26 protein-coding genes are annotated in these 26,003 nt (G+C 44.9%); 16 read left to right on the top strand and 10 right to left on the bottom strand.

Translation table 11 applies throughout. The annotated features are described in order from the left end of the window. Window positions 1-93: 93 nt before the first annotated feature. A complete protein-coding gene (locus tag C8R34_RS01740) occupies window positions 94-600 on the bottom strand; it encodes a peptidoglycan-binding protein (protein WP_110337232.1) in 507 nt (168 codons plus the stop codon). Window positions 601-811: 211 nt separating this feature from the next. On the opposite strand from C8R34_RS01740, the gene C8R34_RS01735 reads away from it, so the two are divergent. After that, on the top strand, window positions 812-1,957 hold the full coding sequence (locus C8R34_RS01735; RefSeq protein WP_110337230.1) for an FAD-dependent oxidoreductase: 1,146 nt from the start codon (window positions 812-814) through the stop codon (window positions 1,955-1,957). A 90-nt stretch (window positions 1,958-2,047) separates the two neighbouring features. Here the strand turns inward: C8R34_RS01735 and C8R34_RS01730 are convergent, their stop codons facing one another. From C8R34_RS01730 to C8R34_RS01710, 5 genes are all read right to left on the bottom strand, one after another. Beyond that, the gene (locus tag C8R34_RS01730; protein ID WP_258364307.1) at window positions 2,048-2,704 is read right to left on the bottom strand and encodes a hypothetical protein; all 657 of its coding nucleotides are present in this window, start codon (window positions 2,702-2,704) and stop codon (window positions 2,048-2,050) included. Then, entirely contained in the window at window positions 2,701-3,888 is a 1,188-nt protein-coding gene (locus C8R34_RS01725) for an aminotransferase class I/II-fold pyridoxal phosphate-dependent enzyme (protein WP_110337228.1), read from the bottom strand. Before C8R34_RS01725 ends, C8R34_RS01730 begins: the two co-directional genes overlap by 4 nt. Beyond that, window positions 3,888-4,112, bottom strand: coding sequence for an acyl carrier protein (locus C8R34_RS01720; protein ID WP_258364321.1), 225 nt, complete (start codon window positions 4,110-4,112; stop codon window positions 3,888-3,890). Before C8R34_RS01720 ends, C8R34_RS01725 begins: the two co-directional genes overlap by 1 nt. A 61-nt stretch (window positions 4,113-4,173) precedes the next feature. After that, window positions 4,174-5,094, bottom strand: a complete 921-nt coding sequence (locus C8R34_RS01715; RefSeq protein WP_110337225.1) for an NAD(P)-dependent oxidoreductase — start codon at window positions 5,092-5,094, stop codon at window positions 4,174-4,176. Window positions 5,095-5,099: 5 nt separating this feature from the next. Beyond that, window positions 5,100-6,926: a fatty acyl-AMP ligase gene (locus C8R34_RS01710; protein ID WP_110337223.1), complete on the bottom strand. Its 1,827-nt coding sequence runs from the start codon at window positions 6,924-6,926 to the stop codon at window positions 5,100-5,102. A gap of 362 nt (window positions 6,927-7,288) precedes the next feature. On the opposite strand from C8R34_RS01710, the gene abc-f reads away from it, so the two are divergent. Continuing rightward, window positions 7,289-9,142: a ribosomal protection-like ABC-F family protein gene (abc-f, locus tag C8R34_RS01705; protein WP_110337458.1), complete on the top strand. Its 1,854-nt coding sequence runs from the start codon at window positions 7,289-7,291 to the stop codon at window positions 9,140-9,142. A 61-nt stretch (window positions 9,143-9,203) separates the two neighbouring features. Here the strand turns inward: abc-f and fliE are convergent, their stop codons facing one another. The 3 genes from fliE to C8R34_RS01690 all read right to left on the bottom strand — a co-directional run bounded on the left by fliE (window position 9,204) and on the right by C8R34_RS01690 (window position 12,151). Continuing rightward, a complete protein-coding gene (gene fliE / locus C8R34_RS01700) occupies window positions 9,204-9,527 on the bottom strand; it encodes a flagellar hook-basal body complex protein FliE (protein ID WP_110337456.1) in 324 nt (107 codons plus the stop codon). 100 nt (window positions 9,528-9,627) lie between these two features. Continuing rightward, window positions 9,628-10,941, bottom strand: a complete 1,314-nt coding sequence (locus tag C8R34_RS01695) for a sigma-54 dependent transcriptional regulator (protein ID WP_110337221.1) — start codon at window positions 10,939-10,941, stop codon at window positions 9,628-9,630. Between the two features lie 4 nt (window positions 10,942-10,945). Beyond that, a complete protein-coding gene (locus C8R34_RS01690; RefSeq protein WP_258364306.1) occupies window positions 10,946-12,151 on the bottom strand; it encodes a PAS domain-containing sensor histidine kinase in 1,206 nt (401 codons plus the stop codon). A 202-nt stretch (window positions 12,152-12,353) separates the two neighbouring features. Between C8R34_RS01690 and fliF the strand changes: the two genes are divergently transcribed. The 5 genes from fliF to fliJ all read left to right on the top strand — a co-directional run bounded on the left by fliF (window position 12,354) and on the right by fliJ (window position 17,698). After that, a complete protein-coding gene (gene fliF / locus C8R34_RS01685; RefSeq protein ID WP_110337219.1) occupies window positions 12,354-14,027 on the top strand; it encodes a flagellar basal-body MS-ring/collar protein FliF in 1,674 nt (557 codons plus the stop codon). Beyond that, the gene (fliG, locus tag C8R34_RS01680) at window positions 14,020-15,015 is read left to right on the top strand and encodes a flagellar motor switch protein FliG (RefSeq protein WP_110337217.1); all 996 of its coding nucleotides are present in this window, start codon (window positions 14,020-14,022) and stop codon (window positions 15,013-15,015) included. Before fliF ends, fliG begins: the two co-directional genes overlap by 8 nt. An 84-nt stretch (window positions 15,016-15,099) precedes the next feature. Then, window positions 15,100-15,813 carry a flagellar assembly protein FliH gene (locus C8R34_RS01675; protein ID WP_110337215.1) on the top strand — a complete coding sequence of 238 codons (714 nt, stop codon included), beginning with the start codon at window positions 15,100-15,102 and terminating at the stop codon, window positions 15,811-15,813. 1 nt (window position 15,814) lies between these two features. Beyond that, window positions 15,815-17,221 (top strand): flagellar protein export ATPase FliI, encoded by a 1,407-nt coding sequence (gene fliI, locus C8R34_RS01670; protein WP_110337213.1) that lies wholly within the window; start codon window positions 15,815-15,817, stop codon window positions 17,219-17,221. Window positions 17,222-17,239: 18 nt separating this feature from the next. Further along, window positions 17,240-17,698, top strand: a complete 459-nt coding sequence (gene fliJ, locus C8R34_RS01665) for a flagellar export protein FliJ (RefSeq protein ID WP_110337211.1) — start codon at window positions 17,240-17,242, stop codon at window positions 17,696-17,698. Window positions 17,699-17,806: 108 nt separating this feature from the next. Here the strand turns inward: fliJ and C8R34_RS16360 are convergent, their stop codons facing one another. Next, on the bottom strand, window positions 17,807-18,145 hold the full coding sequence (locus C8R34_RS16360; RefSeq protein WP_165872495.1) for a hypothetical protein: 339 nt from the start codon (window positions 18,143-18,145) through the stop codon (window positions 17,807-17,809). Window positions 18,146-18,215: 70 nt separating this feature from the next. On the opposite strand from C8R34_RS16360, the gene C8R34_RS01660 reads away from it, so the two are divergent. The 9 genes from C8R34_RS01660 to C8R34_RS01620 all read left to right on the top strand — a co-directional run bounded on the left by C8R34_RS01660 (window position 18,216) and on the right by C8R34_RS01620 (window position 25,585). After that, complete coding sequence (locus C8R34_RS01660; RefSeq protein ID WP_165872496.1) at window positions 18,216-19,055, top strand: flagellar hook-length control protein FliK; 840 nt, start codon at window positions 18,216-18,218, stop codon at window positions 19,053-19,055. A 140-nt stretch (window positions 19,056-19,195) separates the two neighbouring features. Beyond that, complete coding sequence (gene fliL, locus C8R34_RS01655) at window positions 19,196-19,684, top strand: flagellar basal body-associated protein FliL (protein WP_110337207.1); 489 nt, start codon at window positions 19,196-19,198, stop codon at window positions 19,682-19,684. A 7-nt stretch (window positions 19,685-19,691) separates the two neighbouring features. Continuing rightward, window positions 19,692-20,669, top strand: a complete 978-nt coding sequence (fliM, locus tag C8R34_RS01650) for a flagellar motor switch protein FliM (RefSeq protein WP_110337205.1) — start codon at window positions 19,692-19,694, stop codon at window positions 20,667-20,669. A 16-nt stretch (window positions 20,670-20,685) separates the two neighbouring features. Beyond that, window positions 20,686-21,192 carry a flagellar motor switch protein FliN gene (gene fliN, locus C8R34_RS01645; RefSeq protein ID WP_110337203.1) on the top strand — a complete coding sequence of 169 codons (507 nt, stop codon included), beginning with the start codon at window positions 20,686-20,688 and terminating at the stop codon, window positions 21,190-21,192. Between the two features lie 8 nt (window positions 21,193-21,200). Beyond that, complete coding sequence (gene fliO / locus C8R34_RS01640; RefSeq protein WP_110337201.1) at window positions 21,201-21,638, top strand: flagellar biosynthetic protein FliO; 438 nt, start codon at window positions 21,201-21,203, stop codon at window positions 21,636-21,638. Further along, window positions 21,631-22,413 carry a flagellar type III secretion system pore protein FliP gene (fliP, locus tag C8R34_RS01635; RefSeq protein WP_110337199.1) on the top strand — a complete coding sequence of 261 codons (783 nt, stop codon included), beginning with the start codon at window positions 21,631-21,633 and terminating at the stop codon, window positions 22,411-22,413. The genes fliO and fliP overlap by 8 nt, the downstream gene beginning before the upstream one ends. 13 nt (window positions 22,414-22,426) lie before the next feature. Then, complete coding sequence (gene fliQ, locus C8R34_RS01630; protein WP_110337197.1) at window positions 22,427-22,699, top strand: flagellar biosynthesis protein FliQ; 273 nt, start codon at window positions 22,427-22,429, stop codon at window positions 22,697-22,699. An 80-nt stretch (window positions 22,700-22,779) separates the two neighbouring features. Then, complete coding sequence (fliR, locus tag C8R34_RS01625; protein WP_110337195.1) at window positions 22,780-23,577, top strand: flagellar biosynthetic protein FliR; 798 nt, start codon at window positions 22,780-22,782, stop codon at window positions 23,575-23,577. A 163-nt stretch (window positions 23,578-23,740) separates the two neighbouring features. Further along, a complete protein-coding gene (locus C8R34_RS01620) occupies window positions 23,741-25,585 on the top strand; it encodes a hypothetical protein (protein WP_110337193.1) in 1,845 nt (614 codons plus the stop codon). The last annotated feature ends 418 nt before the right edge of the window (window positions 25,586-26,003 follow it).

The raw sequence follows: 26,003 nt of genomic DNA, 5'->3' as shown, positions 1-26,003 counted from the left end.
ATGTCCTTATAAGAGATTCTTATGTACAAGCAAATACACCAAGAACTGTAAGCTCCTGGCGTATTTAGAATACTGACAGACTATCTTTTATTATTAAAAATCAACATTTAGCGCACGCAACGTTCTTTTATTCAACTTACCTACTGGGATGTTACTCTGCTTTTGGAAGCTCTCAATAGCAGAAACTGTTTTAGCGCCACTGACACCATCCACAGGACCAGGATTAAGCCCTGCATTCACAAGCGCCTGCTGTACTTTACGCATAATTACAGGTGTGATTTTTACAACATCATCTCCATCATCAGCCATCTGTACTTGAGCGTCTTTGCTGGTTGCATCAGGCGTCTCAACAGCAAATTCTAAACTCTGTATAGTTTCAACTTCTTCAATTTTGGTAGCTGGTTCAATGGGAGTGGGCGCACTTGCTGCTGGTGCTGGTGCTGGTGCTGGTGCTGGTGCCGGTTCCGATGCCACTTCTTTGCTTCCTTCCTTATCAGGCAGCGGCTTTTTGTCGAAAATCGGCTTACATGCGAATAACAGCCCTGTTACTAATAAAAGAATAGTATAAGCCGCTAATGTACTGATCTTACTAGATTTCATTATTCCCCTCCATGAGTAAATAAATTTAAAAATCATTAATCGTGAAAAACACGTCGCAATGATAAAATGAAATACTTTCAATATCTTACCTAATTAGCCCTAGAAGCCATAGAAATACATTTGATTTTATTTGTAGTAGCATGGACTAACTAATGATGTTGCGATATGAACTATCACACTTTTCTGAAAATAACGCAATCTGAATAAGTTAATGATCACTCCAGCATCTCATAAAAAATACTTATTTCTAATTGGTTGCGGTCACAGCCACATTTCCATTATCAAGAAACTGGGCATATGTCCTCTTCCTGACACCAAAGTCACACTCATCAGCACTGATTCGCTCATACCTTATTCTGGAATGCTGCCAGGGTTAATTGCTGGCCACTATACTTTTGAAGACTGTCATATCGATTTACAGAAACTTTGTCAGCGGGCCGGTGTTCAGTTTGTTCACAGTGAAGTTCAACACATTGATCCGCTGACCAAGAGAATCTATTGCTATCAACATCCATCGCTGCAGTACGATTTGTTGTCGATTAATATCGGTTCTCAGCCAGCATTGAATGATATTAAAGGTGCCAATAAACATGGTTGCCCCATTAAACCATTTCAGCAATTTCTTGATTATTGGCAGCACTGGCTTAAAATAGCTCAGAGTATGAATACCAATGTATTACAGCGAATTGTAATGACTGGGGGCGGAGCTGCCAGTATTGAGGTATTGTTGGCAATGCATTACAAACTTCGCCATACCACATCTATTCATGCAAGCTTTACTTTAGTTTGCGCCAATCAAAACATCCTAAGTTCATTTAATGAACGCGTACAGGTGTTTTTCAAGCGCCACCTAAAAACTCTCGACATCACCATCATCAGCGGGAGACATGTCGCTGCCATCAATCAACATCAACTAACGCTGGATGATGGCACGATCCTGGATTATGATTTTTCTGCCTGGGCCACTCATGCCGGTGCGCAATTCTGGCCGGCAGAAAGTGGATTAAAGTGCGATAACAAAGGGTTTATTCAGATTGACCAATATCTCCGCAGCGTCTCACATCCAGACATATTTGCTGTGGGCGATATCGCTGCTTTCATGACACCCTTACCTAAAGCCGGTGTTTATGCAATTCGTCAAGGACCAGTACTGGCAAGCAATCTAGCTGCCACGCTTAAACAGCACCCGCTACTAGCTTTTAAACCGCAGAAACGTTTTCTGAGCTTATTAACGACAGGCGATCGTCATGCCATCGCCTCATGGGGCCCACTATTTGGACATGGAAAGTGGGTCTGGTGGTGGAAAAATTATATTGATCGCGCATTTGTGGTACGTTTTAATCAGAACCGAAGATAAGCAATGATCGTCAATATCAATTAGAAGCTACGTAATGCGACAATGGCAAAAAACCAATGCTTTAACTAATTGTTAGGATTAGAGACACTACTATTCCAGACGATACTCAATACTGGATGTTGGTGTCAGTATCAGAGGTTTGCTTTGCGAAACTCCGTTATCTGATGGCAGCACTGTTTCCAGAAATGGAATGGAAATTGTCGATCCGGTTTCTGTATGGGTAAATCCTGTGTTGCGTATCACCTTACTTAGGCTGAATGACGACGCTTGAGGATTGAATGCAAAGATTAAGGTATTTGTAATCGCTAATATCTTACTGGTACTGAAGGACGAAAACGCCCCTCTTCTGGCACTCAAGTCAGTAAACATCGAACTGACCACAATTATCAGCTCTTGCCCGCTAAAATAAGCTATTGCATCAATCGCCTCTAACAATTCAGGCAACGGAAATCCAGAATATCCAATAGCTGTCACGTTATCAATACACACGTTACGATCATTATTGACAATGCGAGGAATGCCGCCGGTTAGCCTCAATCGAAATATCCCACCACCAACATCTTCTATCACCTCAAATCTACTTTCGATTGGAATGCCGCTCGATGTAATGTCATTAATATCGATTGTATTCAGGCATATAAATCCGCTGTATGCAATAGAGGTTCCAAAGACATTGCCCTGAAACAGGAGAGAGAATATTGTGAACACCAATATCCGTAGCATTTTCATCGATTCACCATTTGTCATCCACATACCAAACTGTGCAGTTTTGCAAAGGTATCACCAACATATTGAATTTGTTCTTTTGTGTGAGCAGCGTTTACACTACACCGTACAAGTGATCTACCTTCTGGAGCAGCTGGAGGCAATATCAAATTGACATAAATATTATGTTCAAGCAAATTTTGCCAAAGCAAGAGTGCTTGTTGCGGTGTATCAAGCATGGCAGCAATGACCGGCCCAGGGTCCGGGCCGAGCGTATAACCGGCTTCTTTAAGCTGCGCATAGAGTTGCGTACAGTTACGCCACAGTTGCTTACGTAAATGGCTTCCTTTACGTAATAATTCCAATGCTGCACGAGTGGAAGCAATCGTTGCTGGCGATGGTGATGCGGTAAAAATATAAGGGTGGCTCACATAGCGCAACTGTTCAAGTTGCGGGTGATTACTGACACAATATCCACCGATACTACATAGGCTCTTGCTAAACGTGCCCGTAATAAAATCGACTTCTTGCAGTAATCCGGTTTTTTCTACCAGACCTTGTCCAGTTTCACCGAGTACCCCTAATGAATGAGCCTCATCAATAAGCAAAGTACCGCCATAGGTATTTTTTAATTTGACGATTTCAGCTAGCGGCGCTTGGTCGCCGAGCATACTGTATATGCCTTCAGCAATAATCAGCGTCGTTTCAACACGATCACCTAAGCGGCGCAAGCGTTTCTCCATATCAACCATATCATTGTGCTTGAAGCGAATGATATCCGCACCACTTAAAATACAACCGTCATAGATACTTGCATGAGAATCACCATCAATCAATACGGTATCGCCAGGACCTACCAGGCCTGAAATAGTGCCTAAGTTGGCTTGATAACCCGTAGTAAAGACAATACCGGAGCTACATTGATAAAAGTCAGCGAATTCTCTTTCCAATGCGCGATGGCCAAAATAACTGCCATTTGCCATCCGGGATCCCGTAGTACCGGTGCCTTCTTTATCAATTGCCTCATGTGCTGCACGAATACATTCAGGCGCGAAGGTCAATCCCAAATAATTGTTAGTGCCGAGCAGCAGTACACGACGATCACCAATCCGAGCTTCTGTAGCCGAATAAACTTCTTCTATCGGGATACCAAAAGCACCCACACCATCGGGCAAAAGTGCTTTTCTTGCAGCCGCGGCTGCGTCTAGTTTTTCAAGTAAATTCATTATGATGCTGATTTAATTTTGTGTACTAAGTCGGCCAGCTCGCGAACAGTTTGAATGTCTGTTAATGCATTAATAGGAATTGAGACATCGAAAGTATCTTCAATCTCCATAATTAGATTGAGTAGCTTAATGGAATCGATCGATAATTGACTAATCAGGTTTGTTTCGGAAGTAATCTGAACATTAGAATTCGTTAAACTACTTAGGCGATCACAGAGTAACATCATGATCTCATCGTAATTACTTTCAGTCATAGGTTTAATTCATCGCGGTTAAATTTTAGATTTAGATTACTTCAGATAATACATCTTGTAAACGGATACTCGGTCGCCACGCGGGAAGCGCATGGATTAGGGGAGTATTATCACATACCCAGTCGTTATGTTGTAACTCATTAACTTTTCCTGGGGTCAGCATGGGAGAATAATGAAATAGGCGGGCAATCCAAAGATTTGATGAAGCAATACCTCGGATAAGCAGATCCGGTATGACAACACAATGAACGGGGCTCTTCCATACTTGCTGCGCTATGGTAACTAGGCTTTGATAACTGTACCCTCCTGGTATACCGTCATCAAGCTCAAAAACCCCGTTGATAACTTTGTCGGACTCAAGCCAAGCCTGAATAGCTGCAACCAGATCATACACATGTATTAACCCGAATCGATTATGAATTTTTCCAACGACCGGCAATATTCCACGGCGCATCGCTTGAAAAAGTGGCTTTAACTCCTTATCGCCCGGACCATAAACAGCCGTAGGTCGAAATATTGTCCACTGCAACTGCCCTGAATATTCAATGAGTGCTTGCTCAGCCAAATATTTACTTTGAGCATACCATGATAATTCTGGCTGCCGTGCTGCCAAGGATGAAATTAACAAGAAGCGTGAGAATTGTGTTTGCTTAGCCTGAGTAAGCGCGCATAAAATATTTTTAGTACCTTCAATATTTGTATGCTCGAATTCTTGAAAGGAACTCCCTCTTACCGTTGCTGCACAGTGTATAACGAACGCTACACCATCAACTAAATGATGCAGCGCCGCTAAGTTATTGAGATCGCCTTGAATCCATTGAACAGATTCATCTGTTGAATAACGGCCAGTTCGCGTAAGTGCACGAACCGACCATCCATTCTGAATCAATTTCTGTATCAGCACATTGCCAATGAAGCCAGTAGCACCTGTTACGGCTACTAATTTTGGCATGCGCTTTATCTGTCACCTGATTCTACAAAAGACAATTGGCCTGTTGCCAAGCTTGTTCTTTGAATATAACCTTGTCGCGCTGCAAAGCGTGATAGCTTCCCAGATGAAGTCCGTGGCAAGGTATGCGGTGGAACCAATTCAACAACGCAATTGACTCCAAATGCCATATATACAAGTTGTTGCAATCTAACTGTCAGTGATTGCCGTTCCGTCACAGCTGTCAATCGGCACTCGATGACGAGTACGATAGTCGTTGTTCCATCTTCATCATTGACGCCGAATGCAGAAGCTTCTCGTGATCTGACTTCAGGTTGCTGCTCAGCCAGTTCTTCTATATCTTGTGCACGAATATTGCGACCATTAACAATAATGACATCGGTACGACGCCCGGTAATAAATAGATCCCCCTCAAGCAGGAATCCAATATCGCCGGTATCTAACCAGTTGCCGGATTTAAGCGCTTTGTTAGTTTCTTCGAGATTGTTATAGTATCCCGTCATCACGCTATCGCCATGCACCAGAACACTACCGACCATCATTTCTGACAATTGTTGGCCATCCTCATCGACTATCTTAACGATATGTCCAGGCAATGGACGCCCACAATTTACAAATTCGTTTTGCTTACGTCCCTCAGTCTGCAATCGGGCGGCCATTCTCTTATCGATCAGTGTCTTGCTATCTACTTGTATGCTTTTGCATCCTTCACCAATTTTTGAAAAAGTAACTGCCAGCGTTGATTCTGCAAGACCATAGCAAGGCAAGAAAGCATTTTCATCGAAACCAGCCGATGCAAATTTTTCTGCGAAGTTCCTCAAAGTTTCCGGCCGAATCATTTCGGCTCCAATACCAGCAGCCCGCCAGCAACTAAGATCCAATTCTTTCAGATCAGATTCTCTGACACGTAAAGTACAAAGCTTAAGACCAAACGGTTGACTAAATGCCACGGTACAACGATTGCGGCTAATCAAGCGCAGCCACTGCAAAGGCCGAATTGCAAAATCCCGTGTTGCCAAATAATCAACGGAGATTTGTGTAACCATCGGCGCCAAAACTAAACCAACCAATCCCATATCATGATAAAAAGGCAACCATGATGCAGAACGATCGCCAGGCCTTATTTCCAATCCATTCCTTACAATACCTTGCAAATTACACATCAAGGCTCGCTCGGTAATAACCACCCCTCTCGGAGTACGTGTACTACCCGATGTAAACTGCAAATAAGCAGTCTCGTCAGGATGATTAGGCTGTAATTCTATATCTCTAGCAGATAGCTCATTTAATTTCCCCGGTGTTCCCACCCACTGTATACCGGGTACCCCTTCCACAGCTTCTTCCAGGAAATTAATATAATCAATATTCGCCAGCGCAATACTCGCTTGACTGCTTTCAAGCATACCTCTTAATTGCTGAACATATATTGCATGACTGCCAAGATTGACCGGAATCGGCATCGCAAAAGGCACTAAACCAACATAGCGACATGCAAAAAACAACTCGACAAATTCTGGGGAAGTATCAGCAATGATTGCTACTCGACTTCCACGGGGCAAATCAAAACCAGATAAACGCTGAGCTAATGTACGAGCGTTCTGCCTAAGCATACTATAAGGCAGAATCGAACGTAGGTTACCTCTCGCGTCATAAAAATTATACCCTGTCGTACCCTCCGCCGCATATTCTAAAGCGCTCGTTAGGGTATCAAAACCCGCTAACCGCTGATCCAGTGTATTGAGCGTCGGTGTCGGTGTTAATTGTAATTCGCTTGAAGGTTGAGAATCAAACGCTTGCGTTAGCGGAGCGTTCAACTTGGTTATTGTCGAACTCAAGATCTTCCCCTCGAAGTAATAGTACTTGTCATCTTACTCTGCTGAGCAAGTAATTCTGGTTGAGCGTGCCAACTCTGATTATTAATCCGTAATAACGCACTTTTTGTTGGCTGGAAAATTTTCATTCAAACGCTTACCGCTGACATTGCTTAATAAATATAAGTGTGTCATATTTGACCACACCGCAGCTTATATAAGGTACTTTTTCCTGTCAAGGCAATATTAAATTGATGTTGCACAAAAACAACAGTCATTTTATTGAGCTATTCCCGGCTTATTCAAGCAAAAACCAAATTGTACTCGATAGCCTATCTAAAAAACACTTTTACACCGATTTCGTATTCCAAGAAATCCAATACGTCATGTTAAATATCCAATCTCTGATCTTTCTACAGGGCGGAACCCCATTACTTGAAAACAGCAATCTGCAGGTTTTTGCCAATCAGCGCGTTGGCCTGGTTGGTAAAAATGGTTGCGGCAAGTCCACCTTATTTCGTTTGATCCGTGGCGTAATTAAACCGGATAGCGGAGAAGTCAGCTTACAACCCGGAAAAACCATTGCTTTTGTTGAACAAGAGATTATTAATTCAGACCAACTTGCCATTGAGTTTGTGCTGGATGGCGATGTTGAGTTACGGCAGCTGGAGAAGATCTTGACGCAGGCCGAACATGATACCGCCTGGTTCGAAGCACAACAACGTTATGAAACCATCAATGGTTATATAGCTCGAGCACGGGCAGCGCAATTATTGAATGGACTGGGTTTTGCCAATCATGCATTGGAGCAACCTGTCAGCCATTTTTCTGGTGGCTGGCGCATGCGCTTAAGTTTGGCTCGCGCTCTGATGCATCGTGCTGATTTGTTGTTGCTGGACGAACCGACCAATCACCTGGATCTGGAAGCCATTCTCTGGCTGGAGCAATATCTGGCACGCTATCCGGGTAGCCTAATGGTAGTTTCACACGACAGAGAATTTCTCAATGCCTGCATTAATCGCATCGCGCATATCAATAATCGGCAAATTGATGACTATAGTGGCAATTATGATGATTTCGAGCGTGCGCGCGCTGAACGTCTCATGCAACACGCCCAGGCTTTTCAGCAACAACAGAGAAAGATCGCGCACATGGAGGACTTTGTACGTCGTTTTCGCGCCAAGGCGACCAAAGCCAAGCAAGCACAAAGTCGCATCAAGGCCTTGGAGCGCTTGACGCGTCTTGCACCGATGCATATCGAAGACGGGCATTTTGAATTGCAGATTGAAGCACCTGAACGCAGCCCTGATGTTTTATTGCGCGCGAAAGATATGAGCTTTGGCTATGATAACTGCCTGTTATTTCAACATGTGCACCTCATTTTGCAAGCAGGTGCTCGAATTGCCTTGCTAGGTCCGAATGGCGCAGGAAAATCCACATTGATAAAACTTCTGGTCGGAGAAGTCGAGCCCACCTCAGGCACATTGGAATGGACACCGAATATACGTATAGGCTACTTCGCACAGCATCAACTGGAAAATCTGGACGGCCATGCAACGCCTTTGCAACATATGGTGCAACTGGCACCTGCACAAACAGAACTGGATTTGCGAAAATTCCTGGGGCGATTCGGTCTGGGTGGTGATAGCGAAGATCGTCCGGTGGCCAGTTTTTCTGGAGGCGAGAAAAGCCGTCTGGCACTTGCCTTGTTGGCATGGAAAAAGCCACATTTGTTGTTATTGGATGAGCCGACCAACCATTTGGATTTGGATATGCGCGATGCCTTGACTTTGGCATTGGAAGCTTATAGTGGAGCGGTGGTACTGGTATCACATGATCGCAGCCTGATACGTGCCGTAGCCGATGAATTGTGGCTGGTAGCTGATGGCAAAGCACAATTGCTGGATGGCGATCTGGAAGATTATAAAGATTGGATAGAAACCCGTCGCTCTAATGAAGTTGCTGGATCACGGCCATCCTCACAAAAAGCGCAATCTAACACATCTGCCAAACCGAACAAAAAAATACTACTTTCCAAGCAAGCAAAACTTGAAGCTGCCTTAACGATTGTACAGAGGGAATTAACGGAAGCGAATCGCCGGCTAGCCGATCCGGCTACTTACGCCAACTGTTCCCGCGATGAAATTGATCAGCTGAGTACAATTCACGCAACACTCGAGAAAAAAGTAGCTGACCTGGAAGAAGACTGGCTGAAGCTGGAAGTAGCGCTGGAGGAATAAAAAATATAAGTTGGATCAATTGACTTGATCGAGTTTTGGCTAGTACCGCTCAATAGTCTTCTTAAACTTGCATGTTCATAATTTCTTGATAGGCTGTTACCAATTTATTTCGAACCTGTATCATTGATTGAAATGATACATTGGCTTTTTGCAGTGAAATCATTACTTCATGCAAATCGACATTGGACTCACCGCCGACAAATTGCATGCTTAGCTTATCCGCTGTTTGCTGTACATTATTGACCTGATCTACTGCGGATTTAAGTTTTTCGCTGAAATCCACACTCGCAATTTCATCAGCGCCCGATTGTTTTTTGACACCGGAAGCAAGCGCCGAAGTTGCTTGCAGTTGCTGCAGAATATTGTCAATTCCGGATTTATCCATCATCTACCCCCACATAATTAATTTTCAAGTATCACTCAGAAGCTCGGAAACTTAAAATAACTTTTATAAATCAGATTCATAAAAACATGACACACATTCACTAACTCATCATACGATATTGCTGCAACTTATAACGCAAAGTTCGTTCAGAGATTCCTAGCTTTTTTACGGCCAGTTTTCGGGAACCATTAACGGCTGCAAGCGTTTCCAGAATATGTTTACGTTCGAGCGTTTTCATATCGGTTGTAGGTGACTCCAGATCTCTCTCATCAACCTCTTGATCAAAAACCGCTTCCGGCAAGCTGATATGCTCAGCTTCGATTGTGTTATCCGTTGCCAGGATCATGGCACGCTGCATCACATTCTCCAACTCTCTGACATTGCCCGGCCAAGTATACTGAGTCAACTTATCGATCGCGGCCCGGGTCATCTTACAAAGTGGTTGCCCTGATCCGGCGACTGCCGTTTCAAGCACACGCTGCGCCAGGGGTTCAATATCCAAGGATCGTTCGCGCAGTGCCGGAATTTCTATTGGAAACACATTGAGCCGGTAATACAGATCCTCACGAAATTGATTACGCTTAACCATTGCCATCATGTCGCGATTCGAAGTCGCTAGAACTCGAATATCCAGTTTGATGGTCTTGTGTCCACCAACTCTTTCAACCTCCCTTTCCTGCAATACTCGCAATAATTTTGCTTGTAATTCCAAAGGCATTTCCGAAATTTCGTCCAGTAACAATGTACCGCCTTCCGCTTGCTCAAACTTCCCCGGCTGGGCTTGAGTCGCGCCGGTAAAAGCACCCTTCTCGTAACCAAACAGGGTGGCTTCCAGTAAATTCTCGGGAATAGCGGCACAATTAATGGCAACAAATGGCTTAGAAGAACGCAATGAATGGCGATGAATATAGCGTGCGATCACTTCCTTACCGCATCCGCTTTCACCCGTCAGCATCACCGTTGCGGGCGATCTCGCAACCCGTTTGGCAAGCGACAATAATGCGCGTGTCCGCGGATCCTTAGCAATTACTCGATCATCCTGCTCAGACTCAGACACTGAGTATTGTCTGATATGTGCCAGCAAGCTATCCGGGTCAAATGGCTTCAGTAAATAATCGCAAGCTCCAATGCGCATTGCAGTCACCGCTTTGTCGATTTCTCGATAAGCTGTCATCAATAACACTGGCAATTCCAGATCAAAAGCTTTAATTTTTTTTAACAGCGCCAATCCATCCATGGGTTTCATCTGTACATCGCTCACTACGATACCTACTTGATAGTCTTGCAATATCGTCATGGCGTCATGACCATTTGCTGCTGCAAGCACCTGATAACCAGCCAACTTCAAAGTAGCGCAAATCGCTTCCAATAAATCCTGATCATCCTCCACTACCAGAACAGGTAACGGTCTCATCGCATCAATCTCCTTTGTTCCTGGGCAAACACACCACAAATTCACTCCCTGTATCAGGCAATGAGTTAATCTGCACGGTACCGCCCATTGACTGAATCACCCCCCGCACAATGGCCAGACCTAAGCCAGTACCTTCTACACGTGTGGTAAAGAATGGCTCAAATAATCTCTCTTGCAATGCTGCATCAATACCGGGTCCATCATCATGCACACTTAAAACGATGTTTTCTCCTTCCACACACCCCGTTAAAATGATCCGGTCATTGGGTGCAGACACCTGCATTGCGTTCTCAAGTAAATTAATCATCGCTCCACACAGCGCTTGATGATTCGTCATCAGACATTCTGCCTGGCTATGGTCACGCACAATTAACTGCAAATTAAGCGGAATCAACTGAGGCTCAATGACTTGTTGCAATTCCGTTAACAAATCACTGACTAAAACTCTTTCGAGCTGCGTCGTCTCGCCTTTGACAAAACGCAACATATCTTTTGTTAAATGCTCCAAATGATGCAAACGTTCAACGGTTTTGGTGGCAAATTTTTGACGATCATCGGGAGTCAGTGCATCGCTGCCGAGGTGATTCGCATAGAGCAATGCAGTTGCAAGCGGTGTGCGCAACTGATGCGCAAGATTCGCTGCCATTTCACCCATAGCAGTCAAACGCTGATTCCGCCTTATCTTTTCCTGAACGACATAAGCTTCAGTAATATCATTTACCAACAAAATCCGCCTACCGGTTGAATCCAGCGCACTACTTTCGATACGGATGCGACGCTGCTCTGCTGTTTTCTGCTGTGTCACATACCACTCGTTAATAACCGCAGTTGGTGATAAGCGTTCTTGAACAACCTGATGCCATGTCAGCTCAAGTAATGGCTCTCCAAGCATAGTAAGCGCGGCCGGATTCACTTGCTCTATACATTCGTTTCCATTAAGCGCCAAAACGCCACCAGGCAACGCATTTAACAAGAAGCTTAATTGCCTGGATAAATCCTCTTTTGCAATCAGCTGTCTGTGCAATTCACCATTAGCAAGTGCAAGTTCTCGGGTTAACTGTGTTACCTGGTGTTGTAATTCCTGATACACACCTGAGAGCTGCTCAGATGCCTCATTAAACGCGGCAAACGCAAGCTGAAGCTGTTCCTGCTCTGCCAGAATTGTTCTGATTTCGCTGATTTTATTTGCTTGCACTGGTTTAAATGACAATTATTAAGAATTGCCGGTAGCTTACATTTATACCAGTCCTCTTCATGATCTGAATAAAGCGGACAAAGCTATTCTATTTAAGCATTCATATTGCGTAAATTTATCGATAATCATCGCATCAATAAAATTTTGTCCATGTAAAGCGGGTACATCCCAAACATTGATGCATTTAATTCGTGAGACCTCAGCAGGAGAATAGTACGTGGCAACAGTACCAAGTGAATCCAATACGACACCACCAGCTAAAACATTTAAACTGGAACAACTCAGCCAACTATCCAATCAAAAGAAATTGGGGTTGATCCTAGCTGCTGCAGCCGTCGTCGCCTTACTGGCAGGTGCTTTGATGTGGAGTCAGACGCCGGATTATCGTGTTCTCTATAGTAACGTATCGAATCAGGACGGTGCCGCCATCATCAGCTCCTTGCAGCAAATGAATGTCCCGTACAAATTTTCCGACAGCAGCGGCGCCATCTTAATTCCCGAAAAACAGATCCATGAAGTACGTCTACGCTTAGCGGGTCAAGGGTTGCCCAAAGGCGATCTACCAGGATTTGAATTAATGGAGAATCAGAAGTTTGGCTCCAGCCAATTTCTCGAACAGGTCAATTATCAACGCGCGTTAGAAGGTGAATTAGCACGCTCAGTTCAATCATTGTCAGCGGTGCAAAATGCACGCGTACACTTGGCAATTGCCAAACCCTCCGTATTCTCAAGAGAAAAACAACAACCCAGCGTTTCTGTACTACTCAATTTGTATCCAGGCAGGGTATTGAGCGTCGAACAAGTCAGTGCAATCGTACACTTGATGTCGAGCAGCGTACCCAATCTACCGACAAAAAATGTAACCGTGGTTGATCAAAATGGCAACCTACTCAGCACGCAGCATGAAAACAAACAGGATAAAGGATTTGACGCCAAGCAATTACAATACATCCAGGAGCTTGAAGAAAACTATATTCGTCGTATCGAAACCATACTGTCACCCATTACAGGTGCCTCCAATGTGCGCGCTCAGGTCACTGCAGATCTGGATTTCTCCCGTATCGAGCGTGCTGAAGAAATCTATCGACCAAACAATACTGAAGCGGATGCTGCCGCTATTCGCAGCCAACAAACTCTTGAAGCGACTTCCACAGGTTCAAAAATTGATGGAGGCATTCCCGGAGCACTGACGAACCGCCCTCCTGAGCCTGCTGCTGCGCCTATAGAAGCCGGTGGCGAAAACACAGAAGCGGGCGATAAAGCACCACCACCGTTACCGACTGATAAGAAAAAAGAATCTACGATCAATTATGAAGTGGACAAGACAGTACAACACACACAGCAATCCACTGGTGGTATCAAACGCCTCACTGCAGCAGTTGTCGTGAATTATCGCAAGAAAATCAATGAAAATGGTGAGATTGCCCATGAACCACTGACTGCCGAAGAAATCAAGGAAATCAATAGCCTTGTTAGAGAAGCCATGGGTTACAGCGAGAAACGCGGAGACTCGCTGACTGTAACCAATAGCTTGTTCACCGCTGAAAGTGAAACGATATTGGATGCTGCATTCTGGAAAGACCCCGATGTCATAATGCTGGCAAAAGACATTGGCAAGCAGCTGCTAATTGCAGCCATTGTTATGTTTTTCCTATTAAAAATCCTACGGCCATTCTTAAAAAGCTTAACTCAGCCTCCTCCTGCACTGCCAGAGAAAGTGGCTGGCGAAGCAACGTTAGATCAGTTGCCAGGACAGGTAGATGGAACCGCCGTTCAGGCAATCCAGCAATCCCTATTTGAGGAAAATCTTAAAAAAGCCAAACAACTGGCTATAGATGAGCCGGCCATTGTCGCCAACGTTGTTAAAGATTGGGTATCTAAAAATGGATGACGAAGGAATCAAAAAGAGCGCCATCTTGCTGATGACGTTGGGCGAACAAGAAGCGGCATCAGTCATTAAACTATTAGGTCCCAAGGAAGTGCAGAAACTGGGCGAAACAATGTCCAATTTGCAGAATATCTCACGCGCCGAAATTGAAGACATACTTAAAGAATTCTGCGATGAAGCGGAAGGAAGGACCACGCTAGGTCAGGATTCGGCCGATTATATTCGCAAGGTTCTAACCAATGCATTGGGTGATGAAAAAGCTGCCAATCTCATTGATCGCATCTTACATGGCGGCGACACCAGTGGTATTGAAGGATTGAAGTGGATGGATGGGCCATCGGTAGCCGAACTCATTAAGGATGAACACCCACAAATTATCGCAACCATCTTAGTTCACTTAGATCGCGATCAAGCCAGCGAGATATTAAGCTTATTCACCGAGCGATTGCGCAACGATACCTTATTACGTATTGCCACATTGGACAGTATTCAGCCGGATGCACTGCGCGAACTCAATGATGTGCTGACAAAGTTACTATCGGGCAGCAATAATATTCGCAAAACGGCTATGGGCGGAATACGTGCTGCGGCGGAAATTCTCAATTTCGTCCCAACCGCTCAAGAAACCAGCGTCATTGATAACATCAAGCAGTACGATGAAGAGCTGGCACAGAAAATCATGGATGAGATGTTCGTGTTCGATAATCTGATTGATATTGACGATCATGGTATCCAGTTGCTCCTCAGAGAAGTCCAGTCGGAATCTCTGATTATCGCTTTAAAAGGTGCGCAAGAAGAACTACGCAAGAAAATTTTCAAAAACATGTCGCAACGTGCTGCTGAAGCGCTGAGAGAAGATCTTGAAAGCAAAGGCCCGGTACGTGTATCTGAAGTCGAAGCCGAGCAAAAAGAAATTCTTAAGGTGCTCCGTCAACTGGCTGACGATGGGAAAGTCGTACTCGGCGGAAAAGGTGAAGACAATTTTGTTTAACAAATATAGCCCCTATTAAACTCATTCAATCAGCTTGAGTAGCTAAGTATTTTACCTAGTGACTATTGCAATAAAGGTTTACAAATGGCGACAAGCAGTTTCATTCCAAAAGCAGAACTCAATGCCTATCAACGATGGGAAATGAATTCTTTGGATGTACCCGATCCAATCCGGAAAGAACAAGATCAACAGCTCAAGACTAAAGACAATACCCTGGCAAACGAGCAGGATAAGGCCACCTTGCCAACTGAAGAAGAAATTGCAGCAATTCTTCAGCATGCAAAAAAAGAAGGCTATGCAGCAGGCTATCAAGAGGGAAACACAGCGGGGTACACAGAAGGTAGAAAAGCAGCCGAAATAGAGATCACAGCCGAAGTAGCCCGCCTCCAAGCGCTGCTATCCAATCTCGATCACGATCTGCATACAATGGATCAGCACGTTGCGGATGATTTATTGGATCTCGCCATAGCGCTTACCAAGAAAATGATTACCCAGGCATTACAGCTGAAGCCCGAACTCATCGTACCCATCGTACAGGAGGCGATTCGAAATCTGCCCAGTGCGATGCAACATCCGCGGCTTTATTTGCATCCCGACGATGCCAAAATAGTCCATATGCACTTGGACAGTCAGTTAGCGCAAGATAGCTGGTCTATCCGTGAAGATGAACAATTATCCAAAGGCGGCTGCCGCATCGAAGCCAATGGCAGCGAAATCGACGCAAGCCTGGAGATACGCTGGCACAGGGTATTATCAGCCATCGGTCAGAACGACAGCTGGTTGGAGAAAAATGACTAATATGAACCGCCATGAACAATGGGGCAGTTTCTTGAAAAATTGCACCCAGCTGATTACCCCCGCCAATCCACTGCTATCAAGCGGCACGATTACACGCGTTGCCGGGCTAGTGATGGAAGCGGTAGGACTTCGGCTGGCTGTTGGCAGTAGTTGCACTATACTCCTATCGAATGGCCATAGCGTTTCGGCAGAAGTCGTTGGATTTTCCGGAGATCGCCTATTTTTAATGCCATCCAACGATGTGTATGGATTATCTCCAGGCGCCAAAGTAGTCCCTACGGAATGTGCTGTTGATCCCATCAAGATCGGTAATTTTCAGCATCCCCGCAGGCGCGCAGCGGATCGCGCCAAACATATCAGCGTTGGCCCAGAACTACTGGGACGCGTGATAAACGGACTGGGTGAACCGCTGGATCGCCTTGGCCCCACGCGCGCGGAACACAGCGTACCGTTATACAGCCGCCCTTATAATCCATTGGAAAGAATTCCCGTCACTCAACCGCTTGACGTTGGAGTGCGTGCAATCAACACGCTGCTGACTGTTGGGCGGGGACAACGCATGGGATTGTTTGCCGGCAGCGGTGTGGGCAAAAGCGTATTGCTTGGCATGATGGCACGTTATACCAGTGCCGATGTAATCGTTGTGGGACTCATCGGTGAACGGGGACGTGAAGTTAAAGAATTTATAGAGCATATTCTCGGCGCAGAAGGACTTGCACGCTCGGTAGTTGTCGCAGCACCCGCAGACACTTCACCATTATTACGTTTGCAAGGTGCAGCGTATGCAACAGCCATCGCCGAATATTTTCGCGATAGCGGCAAACATGTTTTACTGATTATGGATTCACTGACTCGCTATGCCATGGCGCAACGGGAAATAGCTCTGGCTATCGGCGAGCCTCCGGCGACCAAAGGCTATCCACCTTCCGTATTTGCCAAACTACCACAACTGGTGGAACGCGCCGGTAACGGCAACCAAGAAAATGGATCGATTACAGCCTTTTATACGGTATTGACTGAAGGGGATGATCAGAACGATCCCATCGCCGATAGCGCTCGCGCCATTCTCGATGGACATATCGTACTATCGCGCCGATTAGCCGAAGCCGGCCATTACCCGGCAATTGATATCGAGGCTTCGATCAGCCGCATCATGACCAGTGTGGTACCACAAAAACAAATTGACATGGCCAGACAATTCAAGAGTCTATATTCGCGCTATCAACGCAGCCATGACTTGATCAGTGTGGGTGCGTATGTCGCCGGCACAGATCCGGAACTGGATCGGGCCATTAAGCTGTATCCCGCATTCGAAAAATTTTTAAATCAGAACATGTCGCAACAGGAGAATTTCGCCAATAGTCTTGAGAAACTGACCCAGTTATTTGATAGCAACGCAACCCGATAATCAGAAACAAACGCTCTTATGTCCACATCGTCATCGCTAAAACTACTTCTGGAGTTAGCGCAGCAGCAAACGGATGCGTCATCCAAAAAACTGGGGAAATTGAATTTTCAGCAACAGGAAGCAGAAAAGAAATTAAATTTGCTGTTGCAATATCGCCATAGTTACCAGGCGCACCTGCAGAATTCTATCGAAACAGGAATTGATCACATGGAATGGCTTAATTTCACTGCATTCATGAATAAGCTCGATGCCGCCATCACTGAACAGCGCCAAGCAGTTTTGCATGCCCAGAATAAACGGATTGCCGGAAGCAATGAATTTTTATTCCATCAGCGCAAACTCAAATCCTACGACACGCTGTCACAACGCCAGCAAACCGCAGAAAATCTGCGGCAATCAAAGTATGAACAAAAATTACAAGATGAATTTGCTTCGAATGCTTTCAACCGTCACTCATTTCCTAAGAACGACAACTAGGAATCTCTCACAATAGCCGAAACTGGCATAGAGATTGCATATACTAACTGGCAACAGCATCACACTTACTTGAGACCAAAAATTTATGCTAAATATGTCTGCCGCACTTCAAATCAAATCGTCCACTGGCAATCCAATACTGACTAGTAGTCCTGAGCCTAGCAATACACGAGAACCCGCGACAGAAAAATTTTCTAAAGTATTGAAACGCGAAGTGTCCGGAACAGACAGTAAACGAGAAACCAGCACCCCTGCCACGGCAACAGACAGCAAACGAAAAACAAGTACCCCTGCCACAGCATCAGACAGCAAGCGAGAAACAAGCACCTCTGCCACAACATCAGGCAGCAAACTAGAAACAAGCGCCTCTGCCACAACATCGGAGTCCTCAGAAAAAATAACCTTACCGACAGATGACGACACCGCTTCGGTTGCAGCAACGGACACATCCTGCGCACACAATCTGATCAGCAAGCTATTTTTTGAGGCTACAAATAGTACATATGCAGCAGATCAATTGTTACCCCCATTTGATCCAACAAACCCGGACATATTGACGGCAACACCGATCATACCGATGGCGTTATCCACATCACCTCAAAATTCATTCATTCCGCAAGATAGCAAACTGGCGACAAGCCCGGCACTGCTCGCTGGTCAAATGCTGCAACAAAAAATGGCGCAAGCTACTGCAGCTGAAAGTAATCTTACTTATGCACTGGATGACTTTTGGCAATCAGTGGGAGCGGCAGATTCTGCCATTGACGGCAAACTTTTACCATTCTCTTCAGAAATGAGCGATGCTATCCAGGCCACTACAGGAGAAACTATATTTTCAGTATCCAATGAGTCTGTTTCTACACAGCTACTGGGCTTAAGCAACACTGCAACTACCACTCCCCTCAATACAACACCGCAGAATGTTCAAGTCGATCTTCCAGTAGGCCAACCCAAATGGGGTAACGAGTTTGCACAAAAAATTATCTGGTTAACTTCACAACAAAACCAGGTAGCTGAAATCCATTTAAACCCAGCTCACCTAGGTCCTGTTGAAGTGATGCTCAGCATTACGCAAGATCAAGCCACTGCACAATTCTTATCTCCGCATTTAGCAGTACGTGAAGCCATTGAAGCAGCCTTGCCAAGATTAAGAGAAATGATGGCTGAAAATGGCATTCAATTGGGTAATGTCATGGTAGGCGCCGAATCATTCCAACAAGAAAATAAACAACAGCAAGCGTATAGCCCAACAGAGAATACCTCTCATTCTGCCAGCACAAGAACGGAGGCTATTGGTCAAATTGAAACAGCCGTTTCGTCTAGCAGACACAATGGTATGGTCAACACTTATGCGTGATCATTTAAATGAACAACAGTGCTAGATTCTTAATTTACTCTCGTACTTGAAAATAGCGACCTAATTTCATTGCTATTTGTCACATCAGTTTACTGTTCCGTCTAAGATAATTGAGCTCATCCAATAAGGAGTTGAGCAAAATGTCAAAAACTATTGAAGCACCCTCTGGAACAGATGGAAAAAAGAACAAGAAAAGCCTGATAATCATAATCTTGATAGCAATTATCGCTATCGGCGCGGGTGCCGGCGGCACATGGTATGCGATGAAGATGTTAGGTGACGGAGAATCAGAACCTGAGAAACCCAAGGAAAAGCCGACTACATTTGTAGATCTTGATACTTTTACGGTTAATCTTCAGCCGGAAGAAAACGTTCAATATTTGCAGGTTGGGCTCACAGCAAAAACCAGAGAAACTCCTGTCGTCGCTGAGATCAAGAAACAAATGCCAGAAATCCGCAATCGCATCTTAATGCTGCTTTCCAGTAAAAAAGCTGCAGATGTTGCTGGTATTGAAGGAAAGCAACAACTCAGCCAGCAGATTGTGGATGAAATCAAACGATCCTTAGGTCCAGTAGAACTGCAAGAAGATGTACTGGAAGTATTATTTACATCATTCGTGATTCAGTAAATCTCAAATGGCTGAAGACTTTCTCTCACAAGACGAGGTTGACGCACTTCTCAAAGGCGCCACTGGCGAAAGCGATGAAGCGCAGAATGAAGAAGAAAAAGGGGGCGTTCGAGCCTATAACATTGCTACGCAAGAACGCATTGTTCGTGGACGGATGCCTACGTATGAAATTATCAATGAACGGTTTGCACGCTCATTGCGTATCGGTTTATTCAACTTCATGCGTCGCTCAGTGGATATTTCAGTGAGTCCCGTTAAGGTCATCAAGTTCAGTGAGTTCGTACGCAATCTGGTGGTGCCAACCAATCTGAACATGGTTCATATGAAACCACTTCGAGGTACCGCGTTATTCGTTCTTGATCCCAATCTGATTTTTCTGATTGTAGATAATTTGTTTGGCGGCGATGGCCGGTATCACACCCGCGTTGAAGGCAGAGACTTTACTCAAACCGAACAACGCATTATTCAGCGCTTGCTCAATGTGGTATTTGAAGATTACGAAAAATCATGGAAATCGGTTTATCCCGTTAAATTCGAGTATATCCGCTCCGAGATGAATCCGCAGTTTGCGACGATCGCCACTCCCAATGAAGTAGTCGTTACGGTTACTTTCGATATTGATATGGGCAACAAAGGCGGCGCATTACATGTCTGCATTCCATACTCCATGATCGAACCCATCCGGGATACTCTATACAGCTCCTTGCAGGGTGACCATCTGGAGATTGATAAACGCTGGATCAAGTTGCTGTCACAACAGGTACAAGGCGCAGAAGTAGAGTTGATTGCCAACTTTGGGCATACGAAAGTCACCTTTGATCAAATTCTCAGCATGCAAGCAGGAGATATCATCCCGCTAGACATTCCTAAAACTGTTACCGCACATGTCGACGGCATACCCGTTATGGATTGTCACTATGGCACCATAAATGGGCAGTATGCCCTTAGGGTCAATGCAATGATCTCCTCGTCAGAAACCGAATAATCCATTGGAGACTAATATGTCAGAATCCACAGCAAGTAATCAGACCGACACCGACGATTGGGCCGCCGCGATGGCTGAACAAGCAGCATCCACTCAAAACGACTCGACCGAAAAAGAAACAGAAGTTGATGATTGGGCCGCCGCGATGGCCGAGCAAACAGCATCGACTGATACAGTAAAAAGCAGCAATACGATGCCTGGTGCACAAACGGCTTCAGTATTCGAAGAATTCTCAAAAGATAACACGATGCGCAATACCCGTCATGATATCGACATGATTCTCGATATCCCCGTGCAACTGACGGTTGAGTTAGGTCGCACTAAGATTGCCATCAAGAATTTACTGCAATTGGCACAAGGCTCGGTTGTTGAACTGGATGGTATGGCTGGCGAACCGATGGACGTACTGGTCAACGGCTGCTTGATTGCCCAAGGTGAAGTGGTGGTCGTCAATGATAAGTTCGGCATCCGCTTGACGGATATCATCACCCCCAGCGAACGCATTCGTAAACTTAATCGCTAGAGTCGTCTATGTTAAATCGTTATTGGATACTTTTAGGTTGGATGCTCCCACTTCATGCCCTTGCTGAAACGGCAAAACCTAGCTATGTACCTCCTCCTTCCGTGGTATCCACTGAAAGTACACTGCAAATGATGGGTGGATTAATACTGGTGTTGGCAGTCATAGCGGGGATTACATGGCTTCTCAAACGCTTTGCACTCATTCCTACTACCGCCACAGGCACACTTAAAGTGGTTGCGGCAACCGGAGTAGGCCAAAGAGAACGGGTGGTGGTCGTTGAAATTGACAATACTTGGTTAGTCCTTGGTGTGGCACCGGGTCGCGTCAACAAGCTGCATACAATGGACAAGCCCGCACTTGGTACTACCGATAAAGCGCAAAATAGCCCGCACACTGAGGCTTTTGCTGTGCAACTTAACGAGAGTATTCAGAAAAACAATGCCTAACAATCGCACACCCGCCATTCGGAACACTAGATTGAGCGCGCTCAAGATACTATTTTTTCTGGCCAGCTGCATCGCGCTACCGGCATTTGCACAAAAATCCGGTTTTCCAGCATTCACCAGTTCACCCGGCGCGGGTGGCAGTACAACGTATGCGTTGAACTTACAGACATTACTGTTGCTGACTTCACTGACATTTTTACCTGCAATAGTACTCATGATGTCAAGTTTCACACGTATCATTATCGTCTTGTCATTGCTTAGACTGGCGTTAGGCACGCAATCCTCCCCACCTAATCAGGTATTACTCGGATTGGCGTTATTTCTGACCTTTTTTATCATGTCACCGGTTATTGATCGGGTTTACAAAGAAGCTTATATACCTTTTTCTGAAGACAAAATAAGCATCATGGAAGCGGCGGATAAAGCCAGTGTGCCGTTAAAATCATTTATGCTGCACCAAACCCGGGAAACAGATTTAGCGCTATTCGTGCAAATCTCAGGCAGCGAGGAAATCGAAAGCCGCGACAATGTACCGTTGAAGATACTGGTTCCCGCGTATATCACCAGTGAACTAAAAACTGCATTCCAGATTGGTTTTGTGATATTTATCCCATTCTTAATCATTGACTTGGTTGTATCCAGTGTATTGATGGCCATGGGTATGATGATGCTGTCACCGATGATCATTTCACTGCCCTTTAAATTAATGCTTTTTGTTTTGGTCGATGGCTGGCATCTCATCATCGGCTCACTGACACAAAGCTTCTACACCTGAAAGGAAGCTCATTATGACTCCAGAAAGTGCAATGACAATCGGTCGGCAAGCGCTTGAAATCACATTCATGGTTTCCGCTCCTCTGTTGCTCTCAGCTTTGGCAACCGGTTTATTAGTCAGTATTTTCCAAGCCGCGACGCAGATCAATGAAATGACCTTGTCATTCATACCCAAATTATTAGTCATGTTTCTGGTCATGGTACTGGCCGGACCTTGGATGATCAATCTGATGACGGATTATATGCAGCGCCTGTTTACCAGCATCCCTTGGCTGGCAATTGGTTAATATTGTCATTCATAACAATAGCTTATCCGTTGATGTTGCGATCAATTCGAAACGCGCCAAATAACTGAATACTCAGCATCATGATCAGTATCACTACCGCAGAGCTCAATACATTGCTGGCAACCTTCATCTGGCCACTCAGCAGAATTCTGGCATTGATAGCATCAGCCCCTATCTTGGGCAACCCAAGTATCCCGATCAGGGTGAAACTGGGATTGGCATTGATGATCACCATTCTGGTCGCACCTACCGTTGAGAAATCATTACCACAAATTGATCCGTCCACAGGTATAGGCTTAATCATCCTGCTGCAGCAAATACTGATTGGTGTTGCGATTGGATTTGTCATGCGTATTGTTTTTGTTGCAGTAGAAATGGCCGGCGAGCTCATTGGCTTACAAATGGGGCTTGGTTTTGCAATTTTCTTTGATCCGCAAAACTCCGGTCAGATAGACATTATTGGTCGCTTCCTGGGCATCATTGCCAGTTTGGCATTTTTGGCAATTGACGGTCATCTAATGATGATCGCCCTGATTTCGCAAAGTTTTAGCACATTACCGGTTAGCCCTGACGGCGTCACAGAGGCCACATTCACCACACTTGCAAATTGGGGAAGTGAGATTTTCAAATCCGGTCTGCAATTATCGTTGCCCGTTTTAACCGCACTGCTTATCACCAATCTTGCTTTGGGCATTCTGACACGCGCCGCGCCGCAATTAAATATCTTTGCAGTAGGTTTTCCGTTGACACTTTCCATCGGTCTTCTCGTGCTGGCACTCAGTATGCCTTTTTACGCACCGATTCTGGAGCATCTCGTGCATGACAGTTTACGTTTGATGATGGGAATTCTTAATGTCAGCAAAATCAATATGCCATGACTCTGTTTTTAAAACTACTATGGCCATTAATAGGTAAACAGATGCGATTTCCCCCGCTTTTTCAACATAAGCCTTTTATCCAAAAGTTGTTACAGTATCCACTCAGTTACCAAGCTATTTTTAGCATAATCAGTTCAAGTACTCGTTAGTTTGATTAATAACTATGACCTTTAAGTCGCGCTTACTCAGTTCACTACGCAAAATTTCATCGTCGGAATCTCACGATGATAAGGAAATAGTCGCGTTGAATAGTGAACCACAATCCAGCGATGCATTTGACGCTGACCAGCAATCTTCGCTCATCCATGATCTCAAGCAGCAACTTGAAAATGCTTATCGCGACCGTCTGAGTGCAGAAGATCAGGCTATTAAGGAAGCGCAGAAACGCATTGAAGCAGAAAGCATTGCACGCGTAGCAGCTGAAGCAAGAGCAAGAGCTGAAGCCAATGCGAGAATTGCAGCCGAAACTAGAATTCAGGCTGAAACAGCTGCAACCGAGCAAGCTCGGGCTCGAGCAAAAGCGGAAACACTTGCAATTCAAGAAGCCCATGCTCGCTATGAACTGGAAATCAAAACCAAGCAACTCGCAGACGAAAAATACAAAGCGGAAAAAGCTTTAAGTGCACTATTGGAAGCCCAACTTAAAGCCGAGGCTTCTATCGTCGAGAAAACGCAAAAACGTGTTGAACAAGAAGCTGCTGCTCTAGACCAGGCTCATGCCACTGCATTGAAAGAACATGAAGCAGCTGAAGCGGCCATACGCAGCGCCAAACTAGCCGAAGAAGCTCGACTGATTGCATTGGCCGCAATTACAGTCGAAACCAATGCACTGATGCTCACGCAGGCAAAAATTCAAGAATCGCAAAGAATCATTGCCTTGGCTAAAGCACGTGAAGAGACTGAGAAACAAGTGCTGGAAGAAACACAAACCCGCTCCCAATTAGAAGCACAAGCCTTGACACAAGCTACCCGGCGCCTGGATATCGAAATACAAGCAAAAGCGGCGGAAGACGATAGAATGCAGGTTGAAATCGCTGCTGTACAAGCCGCAATGGAAAAAGCCGAAGCTGAAACGATAGCTGCCGAACAAGCAAGAAAAAGAGCGGAATTGGATGCTCAGGCAACTATCGCGGCACGAGACAGAGCAGACGCTGAACAGGTCGCCATGAAAGTCGCAGAATCCATCATTGCCAAAGAAAATGCAGCTGCCGATGCCATCAAAACCCGTCTTATCGCGGAATCCGAATTGCTTGAAGAAGTAAATCAACGCATGCAAATCGAGGCCGAGGCATCAATTGCTGCTGAAGCAGCTTTATGCGCCGAAAAAGAAGCTACACTTATCGCTAACGACAGGAAAAAAACTGAAAGTACTGCGACAAAAGAATATCAAAAACGCGCCAAAGCAGAAGAAAAAGCCATTAAGGAAGCGGAAACACGAACAGAGGCTGAAGTAGCCGCCAAGAATGCTGCCAAAAATAGAGCGGATGCAGAAATACGATTAAAAACTACAGCAGAAGCAAAAGCGCAGATGGATACGCTCACCGCACAAGAAACAAACGCTAAAGCCGAATTGGAAAAACGTTTATTAGAAGATGCGGAAATTCGCGCCAAGGCAATGATTGATGCAAAGCAAGCTGTGGCCGAGCGTCTTGAAATCGAGCAAAAAATTACCGGCTTGGCAATAACCAGAGCACAAGCTAAAATAATTGCCACCAACAAGGCTAAAGCCCAGCTTGAAGCAGAAAAAGCAGCGACCAAAATCGCTTTAGAAAAAGCCAGAACTGAATCAGCGGCGCTCGTCGCCATGCAGGAACGTTTGGCACTGGAATCTAAAGCACTAGAAGCTGCTACAGAGCGCGAAGCCGTTGAAGTCATGGCAAAAGAAGCGCTATTTGCGCGTTCTCAGGCTGACAAGGAAGCAACCGCCGCGGCCGCTGCAAGAATACGCGCTGAAATTGCCGCCGCAACACACTCCCGTAATAGAGCTGTCGCAGGTACTAAGTATTAGTTCTTAAAAAACAAGATTGAATGCTTAACTTCTCACCCCTGATTTCAATAAAGATTGTTTGTAATTTGTTATATTCATGCACACATTCTCTACAGTCCATTCAATATTTTTCCTTGACACTTTAAACAATCCACAGTTTAGATAAGATGTAAATGTTGTTTTGAATATATTTGCACAACTTCCATCAAAAAACACAACTTATTGATAAACAACATCTAAATTAGGTGTCAAATAATTAATCAACCTAAGAAAAATCCTTAGAAATATACAAGTTAGCGGCTCAAACACAAACGTTATTCACAAAGTTATCCACAGAAATTGTGGATAATGATAAAAATCTTATGACAAATAAGATGATACGTCGATCTCCTGTAATCCAGTTTATGAGTTGTGTGATGTGATTTCTAAGAAATACAGT

The organism is Nitrosomonas sp. Nm84 (assembly GCF_003201565.1).
Taxonomy (GTDB): Bacteria; Pseudomonadota; Gammaproteobacteria; order Burkholderiales; family Nitrosomonadaceae; genus Nitrosomonas.
This window is presented reverse-complemented; position numbering and strand designations above follow the sequence as displayed.

What these genes read in the sequence shown, in the direction of transcription:
- C8R34_RS01740 (WP_110337232.1), bottom strand. Translation starts at nt 600, where the DNA reads ATGAAATCTAGTAAGATCAGTACATTAGCGGCTTATACTATTCTTTTA.
- C8R34_RS01735 (WP_110337230.1), top strand. Translation starts at nt 812, where the DNA reads ATGATCACTCCAGCATCTCATAAAAAATACTTATTTCTAATTGGTTGC.
- C8R34_RS01730 (WP_258364307.1), bottom strand. Translation starts at nt 2,704, where the DNA reads ATGACAAATGGTGAATCGATGAAAATGCTACGGATATTGGTGTTCACA.
- C8R34_RS01725 (WP_110337228.1), bottom strand. Translation starts at nt 3,888, where the DNA reads ATGAATTTACTTGAAAAACTAGACGCAGCCGCGGCTGCAAGAAAAGCA.
- C8R34_RS01720 (WP_258364321.1), bottom strand. Translation starts at nt 4,112, where the DNA reads ATGTTACTCTGTGATCGCCTAAGTAGTTTAACGAATTCTAATGTTCAG.
- C8R34_RS01715 (WP_110337225.1), bottom strand. Translation starts at nt 5,094, where the DNA reads ATGCCAAAATTAGTAGCCGTAACAGGTGCTACTGGCTTCATTGGCAAT.
- abc-f (WP_110337458.1), top strand. Translation starts at nt 7,289, where the DNA reads ATGTTAAATATCCAATCTCTGATCTTTCTACAGGGCGGAACCCCATTA.
- fliE (WP_110337456.1), bottom strand. Translation starts at nt 9,527, where the DNA reads ATGGATAAATCCGGAATTGACAATATTCTGCAGCAACTGCAAGCAACT.
- C8R34_RS01695 (WP_110337221.1), bottom strand. Translation starts at nt 10,941, where the DNA reads ATGAGACCGTTACCTGTTCTGGTAGTGGAGGATGATCAGGATTTATTG.
- fliG (WP_110337217.1), top strand. Translation starts at nt 14,020, where the DNA reads ATGGATGACGAAGGAATCAAAAAGAGCGCCATCTTGCTGATGACGTTG.
- C8R34_RS01675 (WP_110337215.1), top strand. Translation starts at nt 15,100, where the DNA reads ATGGCGACAAGCAGTTTCATTCCAAAAGCAGAACTCAATGCCTATCAA.
- fliI (WP_110337213.1), top strand. Translation starts at nt 15,815, where the DNA reads ATGAACCGCCATGAACAATGGGGCAGTTTCTTGAAAAATTGCACCCAG.
- fliJ (WP_110337211.1), top strand. Translation starts at nt 17,240, where the DNA reads ATGTCCACATCGTCATCGCTAAAACTACTTCTGGAGTTAGCGCAGCAG.
- fliL (WP_110337207.1), top strand. Translation starts at nt 19,196, where the DNA reads ATGTCAAAAACTATTGAAGCACCCTCTGGAACAGATGGAAAAAAGAAC.
- fliM (WP_110337205.1), top strand. Translation starts at nt 19,692, where the DNA reads ATGGCTGAAGACTTTCTCTCACAAGACGAGGTTGACGCACTTCTCAAA.
- fliN (WP_110337203.1), top strand. Translation starts at nt 20,686, where the DNA reads ATGTCAGAATCCACAGCAAGTAATCAGACCGACACCGACGATTGGGCC.
- fliO (WP_110337201.1), top strand. Translation starts at nt 21,201, where the DNA reads ATGTTAAATCGTTATTGGATACTTTTAGGTTGGATGCTCCCACTTCAT.
- fliP (WP_110337199.1), top strand. Translation starts at nt 21,631, where the DNA reads ATGCCTAACAATCGCACACCCGCCATTCGGAACACTAGATTGAGCGCG.
- fliQ (WP_110337197.1), top strand. Translation starts at nt 22,427, where the DNA reads ATGACTCCAGAAAGTGCAATGACAATCGGTCGGCAAGCGCTTGAAATC.
- fliR (WP_110337195.1), top strand. Translation starts at nt 22,780, where the DNA reads ATGATCAGTATCACTACCGCAGAGCTCAATACATTGCTGGCAACCTTC.
- C8R34_RS01620 (WP_110337193.1), top strand. Translation starts at nt 23,741, where the DNA reads ATGACCTTTAAGTCGCGCTTACTCAGTTCACTACGCAAAATTTCATCG.